The 20,296-nt window shown below is 68.9% G+C and carries 15 protein-coding genes; 13 read left to right on the forward strand and 2 right to left on the reverse strand.

The features are described 5' to 3' along the window. Window positions 1-35 precede the first annotated feature (35 nt). Both PM1_RS12155 and PM1_RS12160 read left to right on the forward strand, forming a co-directional pair. Window positions 36-995, forward strand: coding sequence for a quinone oxidoreductase family protein (locus tag PM1_RS12155; protein ID WP_009623046.1), 960 nt, complete (start codon window positions 36-38; stop codon window positions 993-995). A 1,011-nt stretch (window positions 996-2,006) separates the two neighbouring features. Beyond that, window positions 2,007-2,867 carry an SDR family NAD(P)-dependent oxidoreductase gene (locus tag PM1_RS12160; protein WP_084229676.1) on the forward strand — a complete coding sequence of 287 codons (861 nt, stop codon included), beginning with the start codon at window positions 2,007-2,009 and terminating at the stop codon, window positions 2,865-2,867. A gap of 36 nt (window positions 2,868-2,903) precedes the next feature. Here PM1_RS12160 and PM1_RS12165 read toward each other — a convergent pair whose 3' ends face one another. Then, the gene (locus tag PM1_RS12165) at window positions 2,904-3,500 is read right to left on the reverse strand and encodes a TetR/AcrR family transcriptional regulator (RefSeq protein WP_009623041.1); all 597 of its coding nucleotides are present in this window, start codon (window positions 3,498-3,500) and stop codon (window positions 2,904-2,906) included. A 169-nt stretch (window positions 3,501-3,669) separates the two neighbouring features. Between PM1_RS12165 and PM1_RS12170 the strand changes: the two genes are divergently transcribed. From PM1_RS12170 to PM1_RS12185, 4 genes are all read left to right on the forward strand, one after another. Further along, the gene (locus PM1_RS12170) at window positions 3,670-5,154 is read left to right on the forward strand and encodes a flavin-containing monooxygenase (RefSeq protein ID WP_009623040.1); all 1,485 of its coding nucleotides are present in this window, start codon (window positions 3,670-3,672) and stop codon (window positions 5,152-5,154) included. An 82-nt stretch (window positions 5,155-5,236) separates the two neighbouring features. Continuing rightward, window positions 5,237-6,682 carry an aldehyde dehydrogenase family protein gene (locus tag PM1_RS12175; RefSeq protein WP_009623039.1) on the forward strand — a complete coding sequence of 482 codons (1,446 nt, stop codon included), beginning with the start codon at window positions 5,237-5,239 and terminating at the stop codon, window positions 6,680-6,682. 104 nt (window positions 6,683-6,786) lie between these two features. Continuing rightward, window positions 6,787-8,598, forward strand: a complete 1,812-nt coding sequence (locus PM1_RS12180) for a DUF1302 domain-containing protein (RefSeq protein ID WP_009623038.1) — start codon at window positions 6,787-6,789, stop codon at window positions 8,596-8,598. 13 nt (window positions 8,599-8,611) lie between these two features. Then, on the forward strand, window positions 8,612-9,985 hold the full coding sequence (locus tag PM1_RS12185; RefSeq protein WP_009623036.1) for a DUF1329 domain-containing protein: 1,374 nt from the start codon (window positions 8,612-8,614) through the stop codon (window positions 9,983-9,985). A 66-nt stretch (window positions 9,986-10,051) separates the two neighbouring features. Here PM1_RS12185 and PM1_RS12190 read toward each other — a convergent pair whose 3' ends face one another. Beyond that, window positions 10,052-10,951, reverse strand: a complete 900-nt coding sequence (locus PM1_RS12190) for a LysR family transcriptional regulator (protein WP_009623034.1) — start codon at window positions 10,949-10,951, stop codon at window positions 10,052-10,054. Between the two features lie 153 nt (window positions 10,952-11,104). Here PM1_RS12190 and PM1_RS12195 point away from each other — a divergent pair, with 153 nt between their 5' ends. From PM1_RS12195 to PM1_RS12225, 7 genes are all read left to right on the forward strand, one after another. Continuing rightward, window positions 11,105-11,758: an NADPH-dependent F420 reductase gene (locus PM1_RS12195; RefSeq protein WP_009623032.1), complete on the forward strand. Its 654-nt coding sequence runs from the start codon at window positions 11,105-11,107 to the stop codon at window positions 11,756-11,758. A gap of 71 nt (window positions 11,759-11,829) precedes the next feature. Beyond that, window positions 11,830-12,909 carry an AraC family transcriptional regulator gene (locus PM1_RS12200; protein ID WP_161788520.1) on the forward strand — a complete coding sequence of 360 codons (1,080 nt, stop codon included), beginning with the start codon at window positions 11,830-11,832 and terminating at the stop codon, window positions 12,907-12,909. A 163-nt stretch (window positions 12,910-13,072) separates the two neighbouring features. Beyond that, window positions 13,073-14,878 (forward strand): DUF1302 domain-containing protein, encoded by a 1,806-nt coding sequence (locus tag PM1_RS12205; RefSeq protein ID WP_009623029.1) that lies wholly within the window; start codon window positions 13,073-13,075, stop codon window positions 14,876-14,878. Window positions 14,879-14,888: 10 nt separating this feature from the next. After that, window positions 14,889-16,256 carry a DUF1329 domain-containing protein gene (locus tag PM1_RS12210; RefSeq protein ID WP_009623028.1) on the forward strand — a complete coding sequence of 456 codons (1,368 nt, stop codon included), beginning with the start codon at window positions 14,889-14,891 and terminating at the stop codon, window positions 16,254-16,256. Between the two features lie 10 nt (window positions 16,257-16,266). Then, window positions 16,267-17,259, forward strand: coding sequence for an Ldh family oxidoreductase (locus PM1_RS12215; protein ID WP_009623027.1), 993 nt, complete (start codon window positions 16,267-16,269; stop codon window positions 17,257-17,259). Between the two features lie 941 nt (window positions 17,260-18,200). Then, a complete protein-coding gene (locus tag PM1_RS12220) occupies window positions 18,201-19,262 on the forward strand; it encodes an LLM class flavin-dependent oxidoreductase (protein ID WP_197674138.1) in 1,062 nt (353 codons plus the stop codon). Further along, window positions 19,259-20,209, forward strand: a complete 951-nt coding sequence (locus PM1_RS12225) for a pyruvate carboxyltransferase (protein ID WP_009623025.1) — start codon at window positions 19,259-19,261, stop codon at window positions 20,207-20,209. The genes PM1_RS12220 and PM1_RS12225 overlap by 4 nt, the downstream gene beginning before the upstream one ends. Window positions 20,210-20,296 lie beyond the last annotated feature (87 nt).

Below are 20,296 nucleotides of genomic sequence, written 5' to 3' on the forward strand. Positions count from 1 at the left end.
ATCCCGATTCCCCTGACCCACCGGAGTAGAAACCCATGAAAGCCGCCATCGTCCATGCCTTCGACCAGCCGCCGCGCTACGGCGAGTTCGAGGCGCAGCCAGCCGCCGCCGGCGAGGTGCTGGTGCGCGTGCGCGCCGCCGCGCTCAGCCAACTGGTGCGCGCCCAGGCCAGCGGCAAGCACTACAGCAGCCCCCGGAGCCTGCCGGCGGTGCCCGGCGTCGACGGCGTGGGCCTGCTGGAAGACGGCACCCGCGTGTACTTCGCCTTCCCCCGCGCGCCCCACGGCGCCATGGCCGAGACCGTGGCGGTGGACGCGCGCTACTGCGTGGCGGTGCCCGACGGCATCGACGACATCACCGCCGCGGCCATCGCCAACCCCGGCATGTCGTCCTGGGCGGCCTTGCAGGAACGCGCGCACTTCAAGCCCGGCGAAAGCGTGCTGGTCAACGGCGCCGCCGGCACCTCCGGGCGCCTGGCCATCCAGGTGGCCAGGCACCTGGGTGCCTCGCGGGTGGTCGCCACCGCGCGCAACCCGGCGGTGGAGGCGGAGCTGCGCGCCCTGGGCGCGGACCACTTCATCCGCCTGGACCAGCCGGCCGAGCAGCTGACCGCCGAGTTGCGCGAAGAAATCCAGGGCCGCGGCATCGACGTGGTGCTGGACTACCTGTGGGGCCCGCCGGCGGCCTGCATCCTCGACGCCGCGGCCAGCCACGGCAGCGGCGAGGCCTCGCCGCGCCTGCGCTTCGTCAACATCGGCTCGCTCGCAGGGGCGAGCCTGCCGCTGAACGCCGGCGCGCTGCGCAGCTCCGGCCTGGAACTGCTCGGCAGCGGCCTGGGCAGCGTGTCCAACGAAGGCCTGGTGCAGGTGATCGGCCAGTTGCTGCGGGCCATTGAGCCGGCCGGGCTGAAGGTGGACGCCGAGGCGGTGCCGCTGAGCGAGGTCGAGTCGGCCTGGCAGCGCAGCGCCGCCGAGCGCATCGTCTTCACCCTGTGATCGGCTAGCCGCGGGGGAGGCATACCATGCTTCCCGGTAACCTGTAGGAGCGGGCCCTGCCCGCGATTTCGCGCGCAGGGCGCGCTCCTACATTGGAATGGCGAGGGTGGGCAGTGTAGGAGCGGATCTCATCCGCGAACCGCGCCGGGACGTCCGGCTATCGCGGACAAGGTCCGCTCCTACGACGGAGGTTCCCGGGAGCGTAGGGCGAATAACCGTTCGCGGTTATCCGCCGATACGCCGAGGCCATGGCTGTGTGCCCAGGCCAACCCTGGAGCGTCGGAGGATGGCGTTGAGCGAAGCGATACCCATCGCCACGGCCGCATGGGTTTCGCCAAGGCTCAACCCATCCTACGAAAAGCGTTTCGGCGCAGCCGGCAAGACAGCTGCTTCTGCGACGGAGCTTCCCGGGAGCGTAGGGCGAATAACCGTTCGCGGTTATCCGCCGATACACCGAGGCCATGGCCGTGTGCCCAGGCCAACCCTGGAGCGTCGTAGGATGGGGTGAGCGAAGCGATACCCATCGCCACGGCAGCATGGGTTTCGCCAAGGCTCAACCCATCCTACGAAAAGCGTTTCGGCGCAGCCGGCAAGACAGCTGCTTCTGCGACGGAGCTTCCCGGGAGCGTAGGGCGAATAACCGTTCGCGGTTATCCGCCGATACGTCGAGGCCATGGCCGTGTGCCCAGGTCAACCCTGGCGCGTCGTAGGATGGGTTGAGCGAAGCGATACCCATCGCCACGGCCGCATGGGTTTCGCCAAGGCTCAACCCATCCTACGAAAAGCGCCTCGGCGTAGTCGGCAAGACTGTGATCAGCGCTTCCCATCGGCAGGCACGTACACCACCCCGGCCATCAGCCGGGCGATCGCCAAGGTCGACCAGTACGACAACCGCGGCGAGCTGCGGCGGGTTTGACCTCTTGCACTTTTTAAGGTAATCACCTTAGGCGTGGGGCCCGCTGCGCCGTCCGCCGTGCCTTTGCGCATGGCCCGGGTGCGCAGCGGCGCCGTATGGCGAACGATCCTGAGGAGGATGCCGCGTTGTCGAAACTGGCCAGCTATTACAACAACAAGATCGCCGTGGTCACCGGCGCCGGCTCGGGTATCGGCCGGGCCATTGCCCAGCATCTGGGCGCGCTGGGCGCCCGGGTGTACTGCACCGACGTCGATGGCGCGGCGGCGCAGCGCGTCGCCGAGGGGTTGCCCAATGCCGCCGGCGAGGCGCTGGACGTCACCGACGCCGCGGCGCTGGCGACCTTCGCCGAGCGCGTGTATGCCCGCGAGGGCAGGGTGGACCTGCTGTTCAACAATGCCGGCGTCGGCCATGCCGGGCGGGTGGAGGACACCGAGCTGGCCGACTGGCGCTGGGTCTTCGAGGTCAACCTGATGGGCGTGGTGCACGGCATCCACGCCTTCCTGCCGCGCATGCTGGCGCAGCCCGGGCGCGGGCACATCGTCAACACCGCCTCCGGCGCCGGGCTGATCCCGATGCCGCGCACCGCGCCCTACTGCGCCTCCAAGCACGCGGTGGTCGGGCTGTCGCAGTCGCTGGCGGCGGAACTGGCCGGGCGCAACGTCGACGTCACCATCCTCTGCCCGGGCACCATCGACACCGCCATCATCCGCAACACCCGCATGCGCGGGGCCGGCGCCGAGCAGCGGCAGTCGCGGGCCGTCGAGTACTACGCGCGGCGCGGCGTGTCGCCCGACCGGGTGGCGGCGGACGTGCTCACGGACATCAGCAAGGGGCGGCTGTTCTGCGTCACCCCGCGCAGCGAGGTGGGCGTCGGCTGGCTGCTGCAGCGCCTGTCGCCGCGGCTGATGCAGCGGATCATGCGGGCGCGCATGGACAAGGTCGAGGCGGCGGACTGAGACGCCGGGCGCGGGGCCGGCGAGCGGCCCCGCGCGTCACTCGGCCTGCTCGCCGGCGGCCGCGCGGACGTCGCGCGAGCGCACCAGGTAGGGCTCGAACAGCGCCGCCATCTGGTTGTAGCCCCAGTTCAGGTGCTTGCGGGTGACGCGCACGATGCCGTGCCGCGAGTGCAGGTATTCGATCCAGTAGGTGGAGACGATCCAGGCGTTCTCCAGCAGCGCCTCCACCTGTTCCTCGCGCAGGTTCATGCGCCCGCTGCCGATCATCGCCAGCAGCTTGGCGCGGCCGTGGGCCTGGACCTCGTCGGAGAGCGTCTGCAGGCGCGGGCGCAGGCTGGGGTCGAGGGCGAACAGGGTCATGCTGTCGCGGTAGAAGAAGCGCCATTCCCACATCAGCTGGAACCACAGGTGCAGGTCGTCCTGCTGCGAGGCCACGCGCAGCTGCTCGGCGGCGAACTGCTCGAACAGCTCGCTGACGATGTCGGCCTTCTTCTTGAAGTAGTAGTACAGGTTGCCCTCGTTGATGCCCACCGCCTCGGCGATGGCCGCGGTGGTCACGGCGGCCACGCCGCTGGTGTTGAACAGCTTGCGGCACGTGACCAGGATGCGCTCCCGGGTGTTCTGGCGCTTCATGGGCTTCACCTGTTCGGCGGTTGACATTGTAAGGTGTTCACCTTAGATTCGGTTTTAAGGTGCCTACCTTAAAGCAGGCGCCTGAGTTTTTGCATCTTAGCGACGCTTCACCGCATAAAAAAGCATCGTCCGGCAGCGCCGGGGGTACGACAACAGCGTGGAGATCCAGATGTCGGTCGAGCATTTCGATGTACTGGTGGTGGGCGCCGGGCTGTCCGGCATAGGCGCCGGCTACCACCTGAAGACGCGTTGTCCGGAGCGCAGCCTGGCGATCCTGGAGGCGCGCGAATCCATCGGCGGCACCTGGGACCTGTTCCGCTACCCCGGCGTGCGCTCGGACTCGGACATGTTCACCCTCGGCTATGCCTTCCGCCCCTGGAAGGCCGGCAAGGCCATCGCCGACGGCGCCAGCATCCTCGAATACATCCGCGACACCGCGCGGGAGTTCGGCATCGACCGGCACATCCGCTTCGGCCACCGCATCGTCTCGGCGGCCTGGTCGTCGCAGCATGCGCTGTGGCAGCTGCAGGTCGAGGTGGGCGGCCAGCTGCGCGGCTTCACCTGCAACTTCCTCTACCTGTGCAGCGGCTACTACCGCTACGACGCCGGCCACCTGCCGGCGTTCCCCGGCATCGAGCGCTTCAAGGGGCGCCTGGTGCACCCCCAGCAATGGCCGCAGGACCTCGACTACCAGGGCAAGCGCATCGTCGTGGTGGGCAGCGGCGCCACCGCCGTGACCCTGGTGCCGAGCCTGGCCGGCGAGGCGGCTCACGTCACCATGCTGCAGCGCTCGCCGTCCTACGTACTGTCGCTGCCGGACGCCGACGCGCTGGCCGATGTTCTGCGCAAGCTGCTGCCGGAGAAGCTGGCGCACAAGCTGGTGCGCGCCAAGAACGTGCTGCTGAGCATGTTCCTCTACCGCCTCTGCCGGCACCGCCCGAACCTGGCCAAGCGCCTGATCCGCGGCGGCATGCGCCGCTACCTGGGCGAGGGCTTTCCCCTCGACCCGCACTTCGCGCCCAGCTACCAGCCCTGGGACCAGCGCCTGTGCCTGGTGCCCAACGGCGACCTGTTCCGCGCCCTGCGCAAGGGCAGCGCCTCCATCGTCACCGACCGCATCGAGGGTTTCAGCGAGCACGGCGTGCGCCTGGCCTCGGGCCAGGAGCTGGCGGCGGACATCCTGGTCGCCGCCACCGGCCTGGAGCTGGTGCCTTGCGGCGGCATCCGCTTCGAGGTCGACGGGCGCCCGGTCGCGGTGGGCGACACCTACAGCTACAAGGGCCTGATGATGTCCGGGCTGCCCAACGCGGCGGTCTGCGTCGGCTACACCCACCTGTCCTGGACGCTGCGCGCGGACCTCGCCTCCCTCTACGTCTGCCGCCTGCTGCGCTACATGGCGCGCAAGGGCTACAGCCACTGCGTAGCCCAGGCGGACGACCCGCGGATGCCCGCCGCGCCGCTGCTGGACCTGCAGTCCGGCTACATCCTGCGCGCCGCGCCGCTGTTCCCCAAGCAGGGCCCGGGCGCGCCCTGGCGGCAGAAGCAGAGCTATCTGGGCGACCTGCTGGACATGCGTTTCGGTCGCCTGGCCCAGCGCAACCTGAAGTTCCACCGCGCCACGCCGGCCGGGGAGGCCCTGCAACCCGGCACCTGAGCCGCGCCGCTGCAGCTTCCCGTGACGATGACCAGGGCCGGCGCCACAGCCGGGCCCGCTACCAGACTGCGAAGGAACGACCATGGCCTTTATCGAACGTGAAACCCCCGGCGCCGGCGACGCGGCTCAGATCGCCGAACTGCAGCGGCTGCTCGCCGCCCAGCGCCGCGCCTTCCTCGCCGAGCCGATGCCCAGCCTGGCCCAGCGCCTGGCGCTGCTCGGCACCCTGGCGAACATGCTGCTGGCCAACCGCACGCGCATCCAGGAGGCCATCGCCAGCGACTTCGGCAGCCACCCGAAGCAGTTCGCCGACCTGGTGGAATGCCTGGGCGTGGCGGGGCGCGCGCAGTACGCCGCCGAGCACCTGGTGAGCTGGATGAAGCCCCAGGCGCGGGCCCTGGACCCGGCCCTGTACGGCAGCGCCAACGCCTATGTGCAGCCGCAGCCCAAGGGCGTGATCGGCAACATGGCGCCGTGGAACTTCCCCTTCGACATCGGCCTGGGGCCGGTGGTGGAGATGCTCGCCGCCGGCAACCGGGTGATCGTCAAGCCTTCCGACCTGGCCCCGGCCTGCAGCGAACTGCTGCTGGAGATGCTCGCCAGCCACTTCGACGCCGAGCAGCTCACCGCCGTGGCCGGCGGCCTCGACCTGGCCCGGGCCTTCGCCGAACAGCCCTGGGACCACCTGATGTACACCGGCAGCACCGAGGTCGGCCGCCAGGTGGCGGTGGCCGCGGCGCACAGCCTGGTGCCGGTGACCCTGGAGCTGGGCGGCAAGTGCCCGGCGATCATCGCCCCCGGCGGCCTGGACGAAGCCGCGGTGGAGCAGATCGTCGGCTGCAAGACCATCAAGAACGGGCAGATGTGCGTGACCGTGGACTACGTGCTGGTCCACGAGGACGACCGCGAGCGCTTCGTCCAGATGGTCGGCGCCTTGCTGGACAGCCGCCTGCCGGGCTATGCCAGCCGCGCCGACACCACCGGCATCATCAACGCGCGGCACCTGCAGCGTCTGCTTGGCTACCTCGACGACGCCCGCGCCAGGGGCGCCAGCCTGGTGCAGTTCGGCGGCGAGGCACAGCCGCAGGCGCGGCGCCTGCCCTTCACCCTGGCCCTGGACGTGGACGACGGCATGCAGCTGATGCAGCGGGAGATCTTCGGCCCGATCCTGCCGGTGCTGACCTACCGCGAGCTGGACCAGGCCATCGCCTACGTCAACGCCCACGAGCGGCCGCTGGGCATCTACGTGTTCTCGGCCCACCCGGCCAGCGCCCACCGGGTGCTCGGCCGCACCGTTTCCGGCGGCGCCTGCATCAACTGCGCGGCGCTGCAGGCCGCGGTGCCCAGCCTGCCGTTCGGTGGCATCGGCAAGAGCGGCAGCGGGCGCCACCACGGCCATGAAGGCTTCCTCGAATTCTCCAACCTGCGCTCGGTGGTCGAGCGCGGCCAAGACGACCTGGTACGCGCCATGTTCGCCCCCTACGGCGAACTGGCCGACGCCCTGATCGCCGCTGCCACCGGCGGTTGAGGGGAGGGGTTCGCGCCGGCCCGGCGGGCCGCGCGGCACATGCCAACCCCGCCGCGGCCGGGCCGCGGCGGACGTGGATCGAGTCATCCATCAAGGAGCGCCAAATGATAAGAACAATAAGGTTCGCCGGCTTCAGCCCGAAGATACTGGCGGTGGTGGTGGGCGTCGGCGTCAGTGCCGAGGCCTCGGCGGTCAATTTCAACATCGGCGAGATCCAGGGGCAGTTCGACTCCTCGCTGTCCATCGGCGCCAGCTGGAGCACCCAGAGTCCCAAGCAGGACCTGATCGGCGCGGCCAACGGCGGCCACGGCTTCACCCAGACCAACGACGACGGCCGGCTGAACTTCAAAAAGGGCGAGACCTTCTCGAAGATCTTCAAGGGCATCCACGACCTGGAGCTGAAGTACGGCGACTTCGGCGTCTTCACCCGCGGCAAGTACTGGTACGACTTCGAGCTCAAGGACGAAAGCCGCCAGTGGAAGGACATCGACGACCACGGCCGCAAGGAGGGCGCCAAGTCCTCCGGCTTCCAGCTGCTCGACGCCTTCGGCTACTACAACTACAGCATCGCCGAGAAGCCCGGCAGCGTGCGCCTGGGCAAGCAGGTGGTGAGCTGGGGCGAGAGCACCTTCATCCTCAACTCGATCAACAGCATCAACCCCATCGACGTCGCCGCCTTCCGCCGCCCCGGCGCCGAGATCAAGGAAGGTCTGATCCCGGTGAACATGGCCTTCATCTCCCAGGGCCTGACCGACCAGCTGTCGATGGAAGCCTTCTACCAGCTGGAGTGGGACCAGACCGTCATCGACAACTGCGGCACCTTCTTCTCCACCACCGACGTGGCCGCCGACGGCTGCCGGAACAACTACAACATCCTCGACCCGGCCTCGGTCGCCGGCCTCAACGCGCCGGCGACCAAGGCCGTGCTCAACTCCCTGGGCGTCACCGTCACCCCCGAGGGCCTGATGGTGCCGCGCGGCGCCGACCGCGACGCGCGCGACTCCGGGCAGTGGGGCCTGGCCCTGCGCTGGCTGGGCGACAACACCGAGTACGGCGCCTACTTCATGAACTACCACAGCCGCACGCCCATCGTCAGCATGCAGAACGCCAACCGCGGCGACATCGGCAATGCCCTGCTGGCGCTTTCCAGCCCGGCCACCGCGGCGCTGGCCCAGCCGATCCTGCTCGGCCGCGGCAGCTACTTCCTCGAATACCCCGAGGACATCCGCCTGTACGGCCTGAGCTTCTCCACCACGCTGCCCACCGGCACCGCCTGGAGCGGCGAGATCAGCTACCGGCCGAACATGCCGCTGCAGACCAACACCACCGACCTCACCCCGCTGCTGGCCACCACCGTGGCCGGCGGCTTCGCCAGCGGCGGCGTGGCCGGCGCGCTGGGGGCGGCCGGGCAGGTCAGCCACGGCTACATCCGCAAGGAAGTCACCCAGGCGCAAACCACCTTCACCCAGTTCTTCGACCAGGTGATGGGCGCCGAGCGCCTGACCCTGGTGGGCGAGTTGGGCCTGACCTACGTCGGCGGCATGACCGACGACGTCGGCGAGCGCTACGGCCGCGACGCCGTTTACGGCGTGCCGGAGAACCCGGCGGCGGCCAGCCGCTACGGCAGCCACGGCTTCTACACCTCTTCGTCTTGGGGCTACCGCGCGCGAGCCATCTGGGACTACCCCAACGTCGTCGCCGGCATCAACCTCAAGCCCAACCTGGCCTGGTCCCACGACGTCGACGGCTACGGCCCGGTGTTCAACGAGGGCAGCAAGGCCGCCAGCATCGGCCTGGACGCCGACTACCAGAACACCTACACCGCCAGCCTTTCCTACACCAACTTCTTCGGCGGCGATTACAACACCATCAGCGACCGCGACTTCGTCGCGCTCAGCTTCGGCGTGAACTTCTGAGGAGGGAGCCTGCATGAACAAGCCCAAGATACAGTTGCACGGCATCGCCCTGGTCCTGAGCCTGCTGGCGGGCCACGCGCTGGCGGCGGCCACGCCGGACGAGCTGGCCAAGCTCGGCACTTCGCTGACGCCGCTGGGCGCGGAGAAGGCCGGCAACGCCGACGGCAGCATCCCGGCCTGGACCGGCGGCCTCAAGCCCGACGCCGCGCCGGTGACCGCCAATGGCTTCCTCGGCGACCCCTACGCCGGCGAGCAGCCGCTGTTCACCATCACCGCGAAGAACCTCGAGCAGTACCGCGCGCGCCTGTCCGAGGGGCAGCTGGCGATGTTCCAGCGCTACCCGGACAGCTACCGCATGCCGGTGTACACCAGCCACCGCTCCAACGCGGTGCCCGAGGCGATCTACGCGGCAGCGAAGGTCAGCGCCCGGAAGACCCGCCTGATCCCCAGCGGCAACGGCCTGGAAGGCTTCACCGACAGCCGCTACTACGCCTTCCCCATCCCCCACGACGGCCTGGAAGTGGTGTGGAACCACATCACCCGCTACCGCGGCGGCAACCTGCGGCGCCTGTACGTGCAGGCCGCGCCGCAGGTCAACGGCAGCTACAGCCTGGTCAACTTCGAGGACGAGGTGGCCTTCCCCGACAAGATGCCCGACCTGCCGGCGGACACCGCCGCCAACGCGCTGCTGTACTTCAAGCAGCAGATCACCGCGCCGGCGCGCCTGGCCGGCAACGTGCTGCTGGTGCACGACTTCCTCGACCAGGTGAAGCAGCCGCGCATGGCCTGGATCTACAACGCCGGCCAGCGCCGCGTGCGCCGCGCCCCGCAGGTGGCCTACGACGGCCCCGGCACCGCCGCCGACGGCCTGCGCACCTCGGACAACTTCGACATGTACAACGGCGCGCCGGACCGTTACGACTGGAAGCTGATCGGCAAGAAGGAGCTGTACATCCCCTACAACAACTTCCGCCTGGCCGCGCCGACGGTGAAGTACGCCGACATCCTCAAGGCCGGCCACACCAACCCGGAGCTGGCGCGCTACGAACTGCACCGGGTGTGGGTGGTGGAGGCGACGCTGAAGAGCGGCGAGCGCAACATCTACGCCAAGCGCCGCTTCTACCTCGACGAGGACAGCTGGCAGATCGCGATGTCCGACCTCTACGACGGCCGCGGCCAGCTGTGGCGGGTCGGCCGCGCCATGCTGATGCCCTACTACCAGCGCGAAGTGCCGGCCTACGCTTTCGAGGAACTCGACGACCTGATCGCCGGGCGCTACATCGTCACCGGCCTGAGCAACGAGGAGAAGACCTTCGTGCAGTTCGACCTCAAGGCCTCGCCGGCCGACTTCACCCCCTCGGCGCTGCGCAGCACCGGGGTGCGCTGAAACCCGGCCACCGCCCTGTGCGCGTGAGCGGGCAGGGCGGTGGCGCCTCACCCGCCAGCGTGGCGTTCAGGCCTGGCCGGCGCCAAGCTCCGCCACTACCTGGTCGACGAAGCTGCGCAGCTTCGGCGGCATGCGCCGGTCGCTGGCGTACAGCAGGTGCACCGGCCGCGCCGGCATCTGCAGCTGGGGGAACAGCCGCACCAGGCTGCCCCGGCGCAGGTCTTCGGCGAGCATCGCCTCGGCGCCGAGGAGGATGCCCAGGCCGTCGCGCGCCGCGGCTCGCTGGGCGCGCGCGTCGTTGACCTGGAAGCGGCTGCCGCGGGAGAAGTACTGCAGGCTTTCGCTGTCGAGCATCAGCCAGTCGCTGGCCGCCGCGGGCGACTGGAAGGTGAAGCCCAGGCACTGGTGCCGGGCCAGCTCGGCCGGGGCATGTGGCGTGCCGTGCTCGGCCAGGTAGGCCGGCGAGGCGCAGGCCACCAGCCGGTAGGGCGCCAGCGGCCGGGCCACCAGGCTGGAGTCGCCCAGGGTGCCAATGCGGATGACCGCCTCGAAGCCGTCGTCGATCAGGTCCACCAGGCGGTCGTTGAGCGACAGTTCCACCTGCACCTCGGGGTGCGCGCGCAGGTAGCGGCCGAGCAGCGGCAGCAGGCAGTAGGTGCCGTAGGTCACCGGAGCGCTGATGCGCAGGCGCCCGCGCGGCACCGCGCTGTGGTTCAGGACCAGGGCGTCGGCCGCTTCCGCCTCGGCCAGCACCAGCTTGCAGCGTTCGTAGTACTGCTGGCCGACCTCGGTGAGGCTCTGTCGGCGGGTGGTGCGGTTGAGCAGCTTGACGCCCAGGCGCTCCTCCAGTGCGCCGACGTGCTTGCCGACCATCTGCGAGGACATGCCCAGGGCCGCGCCGGCGGCGGAGAAGGAGCCGCTGTCGGCGGCCTTGACGAATACCGCCATGCTTTGCAGACGATCCATGATTCAAAACTCACGATTCAAAACCAATGGTTTCATAACTTGAAAGCGTAGGCCGATTTTTCCGCCTCCAGGTTTCAAATAGCATCCTGGCTTCCGGGTTGGCTGGCAAGCGCCAGCCGCCCCCCACCGAGAATGGACAACGGGAGACAGGCGATGCGTATCGGAATCATCGGGGCGGGCTTCATCGGCCGCGCCCTGGCAGAACTGGGCGTGAAGAACGGCTACGAGGTGATGCTCAGCAACTCCCGTGGCCCGCACACATTGACCAGCACCATGATCGCCCTGGGCTGCCGGATCGGCAGCGTGGAGCAGGCCGCCAGCTTCGGCGATCTGTTGCTGCTGGCGATCCCCTTCGGCCGCTACCGCGAGCTGCCGGCCCAGGCCTTCGCCGGCAAGATCGTGCTGGACGCCAACAACTACTACCCGCAACGCGACGGCCAGTTCGCCGAGCTGGACAGCCAGGCGACCACCACCAGCGAACTGCTGGCGCAGCACCTGCAAGGCGCCCGCGTGGTCAAGGCCTTCAACGCCATCCTCGAACGCGACCTGGTGGCCGACGCGCGGCCCGCCGGCGCCGCCGACCGCCGCGCGCTGCCGATCGCCGGGGACGATGCGCAGGCCAAGCAGGCGGCCGCTGAACTGCACGAGCGCTTCGGCTACGACGTGGTCGACGCCGGCCCCCTGGCCGAGGGCTGGCGTTTCGAACGCGCCCGCCCGGCCTACTGCCGGCGCCTGGACAGCGCCGGCCTGCGTGCCGCGCTGGCCGATACCGGGCCGAACCAGGCCGAAGGCGCCTGGCGCAGCTGACGCGGCGCGGGGGAGGGCTCTGGCGCGTGGGATTCTGGTTTGCCCCGAGTGACTCCGATAGTATGGGCGGCATGCCCAAGAGTCCCTCCGCACCGCCCGTCGCCAGGCCCTCCCGGCCTGTTTCGCCGCAGGAAAAGATCGCTTTCGTACCGCTGCCCAGCTGGATCCAGGCAGCGGCGCGCTGCGGTTTCGCCATCGACCCCATCCTCCGCGAGATCGGCGTGCGGGTGGATGGCATCCGCCTCAACGAGGTCAGCATCAGCCTGGCCCAGTCCAGCCGGCTGATCGAGGCCTGCGTCGCCCGCTCCGAGGCGGCCAGGGCGCGTGGCGAGCATTTCCCCTTCGTCTTCGGCGAGTCCTTCGCCTTCGGCTCGATCCCCGAGATCGAGACCTACCTGGCCACCTGCACCACGCTGCGCAAGGCGCTGCGCGCGCTGGACTGGGTCAGCGAGCTGATGAGCCAGAGCCTGCGCATGACCCTGCACGAAAGCAGCCGCTACGCCCAGCTGCGCATCGACCTGGGCGACTACCAGGCCTGGCCGGCGCCGACGCGCTACTTCACCGAGGCCTGGCTGGCCTCGATGCTGCGCTTCACCCGCACGCTGATCGGCCGCAACGCCGTGGAGCGCGTGCTGGTGCGCCATGCCGCGCCGGAGTATGGCGAACTCTATGCCCGCCACTTCGCTGCCGAAGTGCGTTTCGAACAGCCCTGCAACGCCATCGTGCTGCCCCGCGAACTGCTCGACCAGCCGCTGTTCGGCGCCTTGCCCGAGCTGCATCGGCAGGCCGAGGTGAGCATCGAGCAACGGGTTTCCCGGCTGACCTCGCAGGTGGGCATCAGCGGCCAGCTGGAACGGCTCTTCGGCGAGCGCCCGGCCTTGCTCAGCCTGGGCATCGAGGGCAGCGCCGAGGAACTCGGCATGCAGGTGCGCACCCTGCAGCGGCGCCTGCGGAGCGAGGGCGAGAGCTTCGCCGCGCTGCAGGCGCGCCTGCGCTTCCGCCAGGCCAGCAAGCTGCTGCGCGAAACCGACCTGGACCTGGACAGCATCAGCGAACGCCTCGGTTTCTCCGAACGGCGCGCCTTCACCCGGGCCTTCAGCCGCTGGGCCGGTATGTCGCCCAGCGCCTTCCGGCGTTCGCAGAAGGGCTGAGGGCCCGGCTGGCAGCGACCGCCTTCGACTGTCGTCTTCGGTCCCCTGGGCGTCGCGGGCGGTCCTAGTTGCGCCCCGGGCCTGGCCCTATCGTTCTGCCACACCCCCGCCGGCCAGGCGGGCGGTGCCAGAACAATAAGAGGCCCAGCCTCAGGAGCGCCGAATGACAAGAACAAATCGGCAGGCCAACCTTGCGTCGCAGGTACTGACCTTCTCGGTCGTACTGGGATTGGCCGCCCCCGCCCATGCCTACAACTTCACCCTCGGCGAGATCGAAGGCCAGCTCGACTCCTCGCTTTCCTTCGGCGCCAGCTGGGGGACCTCGAAAATCGACAAGAACCTGGTCGGCATCAACAATGGCGGGCGCGGCCCGACCGCCACCGGCGACGATGGCCGCCTCAACTTCAAGCGCGGCGAAACCTTCTCGAAGATCTTCAAGGGCATCCACGACCTGGAACTGAAGTACGGCGACTACGGCGCGCTGCTGCGCGGCCGCTACTGGTACGACTTCGAACTCAAGGACGAAAACCGGCTCTGGAAGGACATCGACGACCACGGCCGCGACGAGGGCGCCAAGGCCTCCGGCGGCGAAATCCTCGACGCCTTCGTCTACCGCAACTACGACATCGGCGGGCAGCCCGGCGCGGTGCGCCTGGGCAAGCAGGTGGTGAGCTGGGGCGAGAGCACCTTCATCGCCAACGGCATCAACGCCATCAACCCGGTGGACGTTTCCGCCCTGCGCCGCCCCGGCGCCGAGGTCAAGGAAGCGCTGATCCCGGTGAACATGCTCTCGCTGTCGCAGAGCCTCGGCGACTCGCTGAGCGTCGATGGCTTCTACCAGCTGGAATGGCAGAAGACCGTGGTCGACAACTGCGGCACCTTCTTCTCCAGCTCCGACGTGGTGGCCAAGGGCTGCAACGACAACAACCGCGTCGGCTCGCCGGCCATCGCGCCCCTGGAGCCCCTGGCGCGGGCCTTCGGCATCGGCTTCGACGTCGACGCCGAGGGCGTCGCCATCCCCCGCGGCAAGGACCGCGAGGCGCGCGACTCCGGGCAGTGGGGCCTGGCCCTGCGCTGGCAGACCGACAACGTCGAGTACGGCGGCTACTTCATCAACTACCACAGCCGCACGCCGTTCCTCTCCACCCGGACGCCCAGCGGCCTGCTCGCAGTGGCCGCCAACCCGGCCTTCAACGCTGCCGCAGGGCCCCTGGCCGGCGGCCTGCTGCAGAGCGCCGCGCTGGGCACCGGCCAGTATTTCCTGGAATACCCGGAAAACATCCGCCTCTACGGCCTGAGCTTCGCCACCACGCTGCCCACCGGCACCGCCTGGAGCGGCGAGATCAGCTACCGGCCCAACGCGCCGCTGCAGATCAACACCACCGACCTGCCGCGGGCGCTGCTCAACCCCATCAGCGGCGGCCTCGCCTCGCCAACCATCCCCACCAGCGAGGGTACCTACAACCAGGGCTACCGGCGCAAGGAGATCACCCAACTGCAGACCACCTTCACCCACTTCTTCGACCAGGTGATGGGCGCCGAGCGCCTGACCCTGGTGGGCGAGGTGGCCTACGACCACGTCGGCGGCCTGGAGAGCACTCACGACCTGCGCTACGGCCGCGACCCCAACTTCGGCAGCGTCGACGACCCGGCGCAGCGCGCCGAGTTCGGCACCGCAGGCTTCGTCACCCGCGACTCCTGGGGTTACCGCGTGCGCGCGCTGTGGGACTACAACAACGTGCTCGCCGGGGTGAACCTCAAGCCCAACCTGGCCTGGTCCCAGGACGTCGACGGCTACGGCCCCAACGGGCAGTTCAACCAGGGCGCCAAGGCCGCCAGCGTCGGCCTGGACGCGGACTACCTGAATACCTACACGGCCAGCCTTTCCTACACCAACTTCTTCGACGGCAAGTACAACACCCAGGGCGATCGCGACTTCCTCGCGCTCAGCTTCGGCGTGAACTTCTGAGGAGCCACAGATGCGTGCAACAACCCGATGGTTCGCTTCCCTGACCCTTTCCCTGCTGGCCACCAGCGTGCTGGCCGCGGCCACCCCCGACGAGGCCGCCAAACTCGGTAGCAGCCTCACCCCGCTGGGCGCGGAGAAGGCCGGCAACGCCGACGGCAGCATCCCGGCGTGGACCGGCGGTCTGCCGACCGATGCCGCGCCAATCGCCGCCGGCGGCTTCGTCGGCGACCCCTATGCCGGCGAGAAGCCGCTGTTCGTGATCACCGCGCAGAACCTGCAGCAGTACCGCGGCAAACTCACCGAGGGCCAGTTGGCGCTGTTCCAGCGCTACCCGGACAGCTACCGCATCCCGGTGTACAGCAGCCACCGCAGCGCGGCGCTGCCGCAGAAGATCTACGACCTGGCCAAGGTCAGCGCCCAGCGCACCAGGCTGGTGGAGGGCGGCAGCGGCCTGGCCGACTTCACCGACAGCCGCTATTACGCCTTCCCCATCCCGCACAACGGCCTGGAGGTGATCTGGAACCACATCACCCGCTACCGCGGCGGCACCTTGCGGCGCTCCATCGTGCAGGCGGCGCCGCAGACCAATGGCGAATACAGCCTGGTCAACTTCGAGGACGAGATCGCCATGCCCGACGGCCTGCCCGACCTGCCGGCGGACAAGGCGGCCAACCTGCTCTTCTACTACAAGCAGAAGGTCACCGCGCCGGCGCGCCTGGCCGGCAACGTGTCGCTGGTGGCCGAGACCATCGACCAGGTCAAGGAGCCGCGCCTGGCCTGGGTCTACAACGCCGGCCAGCGCCGCGTGCGGCGCGCCCCGCAGATCGCCTACGACGGCCCCGGCACCGCCGCCGACGGCCTGCGCACCTCGGACAACCTGGACATGTTCAACGGCGCGCCGGACCGCTACGAGTGGAAGCTGCTGGGCAAGCGGGAAATCTACATTCCCTACAACAACTACCGGCTGGCCTCGCCGCAGCTGAAATACGCCGACATCCTCAAGCCCGGGCACATCAACCAGGACCTGACGCGCTACGAGCTGCACCGCGTGTGGGTGGTGGAAGCGAGCCTGAAGAGCGGCGAGCGCAACATCTACGCCAAGCGCCGCTTCTACCTCGACGAGGACAGCTGGCAGATCGCCGAGTCGGAGCTCTACGACGGCCGCGGCCAGCTCTGGCGGGTGGGCGAGGCGCAGTTGTACCAGCAGTACGACAAGCAGATCCCGGTGTACGCCCTGGAAGCCTTGTATGACCTGATCGCCGGGCGCTACATCGCCATCGGCCTGGGCAACGAGGAAAAGGCGCCTGTGCAATACGGGATCGAGCTTTCTTCCAGTGACTTCAGCACCGCAGCACTGCGCAACGACGGCGTGCGCTAAGGGAGGCGATATGTTTCTGAGTATCCAGCAGGCCCGCGAACTGGCCGAAGCCGGCATGCGCGGTTGCGGCCACAGCGCCGAAGAGGCGAGGGTGATCGCCGACCACCTGATCGACTGCGAACTGCGCGGGCTGTCCTATGGCGGCCTGCCGCGGGCGCTGTCGATCATCGAGCGGATCGCCGCCAGCCCCACGCCGCCGCGGCCGATCCGTATCGAGCGGGAAAGCGCGGTGTCGGCGGCCATCGACGGCGGCGACCAGGTCGGCTACCTGGTCGCCCAGCGCGCCACCGACCTGGCCATCGCCAAGGCCCGCGACAGTGGCGTGGCCGTGGTCGGCGCCCGCCAGACCTGGTACACGGGGATGTTCTCCTACTACCTGGAACAGGTCACCGGCGCCGGCTTCGCCGGCATGATCGCCGGCAGCGGCGGGCACATAGTGGCGCCCCACGGCGGCACCGAAAAGCGCTTCGGCACCAACCCCATCGCCTTCGGCTTCCCCACCCCGACGGCGCCGATGATCTGGGATATCGGCACCTCCAGCGTGATGCTCGCCGAGGTGCTGCTGAAGCTGCGCCTGGGTGAGCAACTGGCGCCGGGCCTGGCCTTCGACGGGCAAGGCCTGCCGACCCGCGAACCGGCCGAAGCCCTGGCCGGCGCCTTCAGCGTCTGGGGCGGCCACAAGGGCTCGGGTCTGGCGCTGGTGGTGCAACTGCTGGGCATGCTCTGCGGCGCCGCGGCGGCCCCCGAGGGGCTGCGCGACTGCGGCTTCTTCCTGCTGGTGGTGGACCCCGGCCTGTTCGGCGAGCGCGAGGCCTTCCGCCAGCGCGTGGGCGAGTATCTGGAAAGCCTGCGTGCGACTCGTCCGCTGGAGGAGGGTAGGCCGGTGAGGGTGCCGTTCGAGCGGTCGGCGGCGGAGCGTGAGCGGCGGCTGGCGGAGGGGCGTGTCGAGGTGGAGGAGGTGGTGTATCAGGCTCTGGTGAAGGTCGCTGGGACTGGAGGGTGAGGGAAGGGGAGTATGGTTTGGCGCTGGAGCGGTGTTGACGTCCGCAACCCTCTCCCCAGCCCTCTCCCTGAAGGGAGAGGGGGCCGTTCGGTGTGTGCGGGAAGTCAGCAGTTATCCTGATACTCCTGTCGCTCTTGAAACCTCCGTTGTTCCAGGATGACACCAAGCCCCAAATCCGCTCAGGACAGCCCCCTCTCCCTGAAGGGAGAGGGAGCCGTTCGGTGTTGCTTGCAAGCTCGGAGTCATCCTGTGACTGCTTTTGTTGCTCCGATATTCCAGGATGACACCAAACCTCAAATCCGCTCAGGACAGCCCCCTCTCCCTGAAGGGAGAGGGAGCCGTTCGGTGTTGTTTGCAAGCTCGGAGTCATCCTGTGACTGCTTTTGTTGCTCCGATACTCCAGGATGACACCAAACCTCAAATCCGCTCAGGACAGCCCCCTCTCCCTGAAGGGAGAGGGAGCCGTTCGGTGTTGTTTGCAAGCTCGGAGTCATCCTGTGACTGCTTTTGTTGCTCCGATATTCCAGGATGACACCAAACCTCAAATCCGCTCAGGACAGCCCCCTCTCCCTTCAGGGAGAGGGTTGGGGAGAGGGGCGGAGTCCAGCCAACACACTGTAGCTACCGGTGAACACCATTCGCGAGCAAGCTCGCTCCTACAACTGCAGGAATACACCAACGTAGGATGGGTTGAGCGCAGCGATACCCATCGCCACGACCGCATGGGTTTCGCCAAGGCTCAACCCATCCTACGAAAAGCCCGCACGCAAACGCCGTTTCCCACCCCTGGGAAACGGCGTTTTCATTTGCCTGCCATACCCTGCATCGAGAACCTTCCAGTCTGTCGTCTTCGGTCCCCTGTCCGTCGTGGCCTGTCCTATGGAGCCCCGCGGCCGCGCCCTATAGTCGCCTCAAGCTCATCGCCGCTCCCCGTGGCGGCGATGCCCCATAACAACAACGAGGAACGGCAGCAGATGGTCAAGATATTCACCGTGGACAGTCCCTTCGAGAACAACGTCCCCAGCCCCGAGGCACTGGCGCGCCAGGCGCGCAAATGGGAGGCGGCGGAGGTCATCGACTACGTACTCTGCGGCTATTCGTCCCTGTGGCCGCACAACCTGGTGACTTCGCCGCTGCTGTTCGCCGAAAGCAGCCGCGTCAAGCTGATCGTCGCCCACCGCCCGGGGGTCATGCACCCGGCCGCCGCGGCGCGCTGCTTCGCCACCATGGACGTGATGTCCGGCGCGCGCCTGGCGATCAACTTCGTCACCGGCTCCTCGGACAAGGACGTGCACCGCGAGGGCGACTACGCCGACAAGGCCACCCGCTACGAGCGCGCCGGCGAGTACGTGGAAGTGATGAAGCGCTGCTGGAGCGAGCCGAAGTCCTTCGACTACCAGGGCGAGTTCTACCGCGCCGAGGCGGTGCGCCAGCTGCTGCGTCCGCTGAAGAACCACGTGCCGGTGTTCATGGGCGGCGACAGCGACGCGGCCATCGAATTCGGCGCCCGCCATGCCGACACCTACATGCTCTGGGGCGAGCCCCTGGCCGGCACCCGCGAGCGTATCGAGCGGGTGCTCGCCGCCGCCGAGAAGCATGGGCGCAAGCCGGAATTCTCGCTGAGCCTGCGGCTGTTCCTGGGCGACACCGACGAGGCCGCCTGGGCCGCCGCCCACGCCGCCGAGGACACCATCCTCGCCGCCCAGGGCAGCAACCGCTTCGCCCGCTCCAGCGCCGGCGACACCTCGGTGGGGCGCGAGCGCCAATTGTCGCTGACCAACGCCGACGTCCACGACGACTGCTTCTGGAGCGGGCTGGTCAAGCTGCTCGGCGGCTTCGCCAACTCGGCGGCGCTGGTCGGCACCCCGGACCGCGTCATGGCCACCCTCAAGCAGTACCACGCCCTGGGCATCGGCGCCTTCCTCTTCACCGGCGGCGCCGATGGCCTGTGGGAACCGTCGCTGAAGGACTTCCTGGTGCGCGTCAAGCAGGAGCTGCAATGAAGCCGGTGCGCCTTCGCGACATCTCGCCGCGCCTGGCCTTCCAGGCACGGCCGGCGAGCACCGCGCAGAAGATCGAGCTGGTCGACCGCCTGAGCGCGGCCGGGATGCGCGCCATCGAGGTGTCGTCCTTCGTCCACCCGAAGCTGGTGCCCGGGCTGGCCGACGCCGAGCAGGTGTTCGCCGGCGTGCAGCGCCGCGAGGGGCTGTCGCTGGAGTGCTGCGTGGGCAACCTCACCGGGCTCAAGCGCGCCATCGACGCCGGCGCCCACGTCGCCTGGTTCCTGCTGGCCGCCGACGAAGCCTTCGCCCGCGCCAACATCGGCCGCTCCATCGACGATTCCCTGCTTGAGCTTGAGAAGATGCGCGAGCTGGCCGAGGGCACCGGCACCGGCCTGGGCACCTATATCATCGCCGCCTTCGGCGGGCCCATCGGCCTGCCGCGCGGCCCGGCCAGCGTGCGGCCGCTGGCCGAGCGCCTGCTGGCCATGGGCGTCGAGCACTGGATCCTGGCCGACTCCTGCGGCTACGCGGCGCCGCCGCAGGTGCGCGCCATGGTCGAGTTCGCCGCCGGGCTCACCGGCATCGACCGGCTCAACGTGCAGGTCCACGACAGCCGCGGCATGGGCGTGGCCAACGTCGCCGAGCTGGCGCGCCTGGGCGTGGCCAACATCGACACCGCCCTGGCCGGCTCCGGCGGCCATCCGGCGGCGCCGGGGGCCTCGGTGGGTGGCGTCTGCACCGAGGACGCGGTGCAATTGCTGGAGCTGATGGGCGTGGACACCGGGCTGGACCTGGGCGCGCTGATCGACACGGCGAACTGGCTGGACGCTATCCTCGGCGCAGGCGAGAAGGGTTTCACCCGGCGCGTCGGCAAAGTACCGCTGGACCAGGCCGAGCTGGAAGCCTTCCGCAAGGCCCAGGGTACCTTCGACTGGGCCAGGCGATAGAACACAGGGCCTGCGTGCCCGGCCGCCAGGCGCCACAGAGCGCCGCCGGCCGGTAGCCCACGAAACATGCGCCCGGTATGCCGGGCC

It is taken from the genome of Pseudomonas sp. M1, from assembly GCF_022760135.1.
Lineage (GTDB): Bacteria > Pseudomonadota > Gammaproteobacteria > Pseudomonadales > Pseudomonadaceae > Pseudomonas > Pseudomonas citronellolis.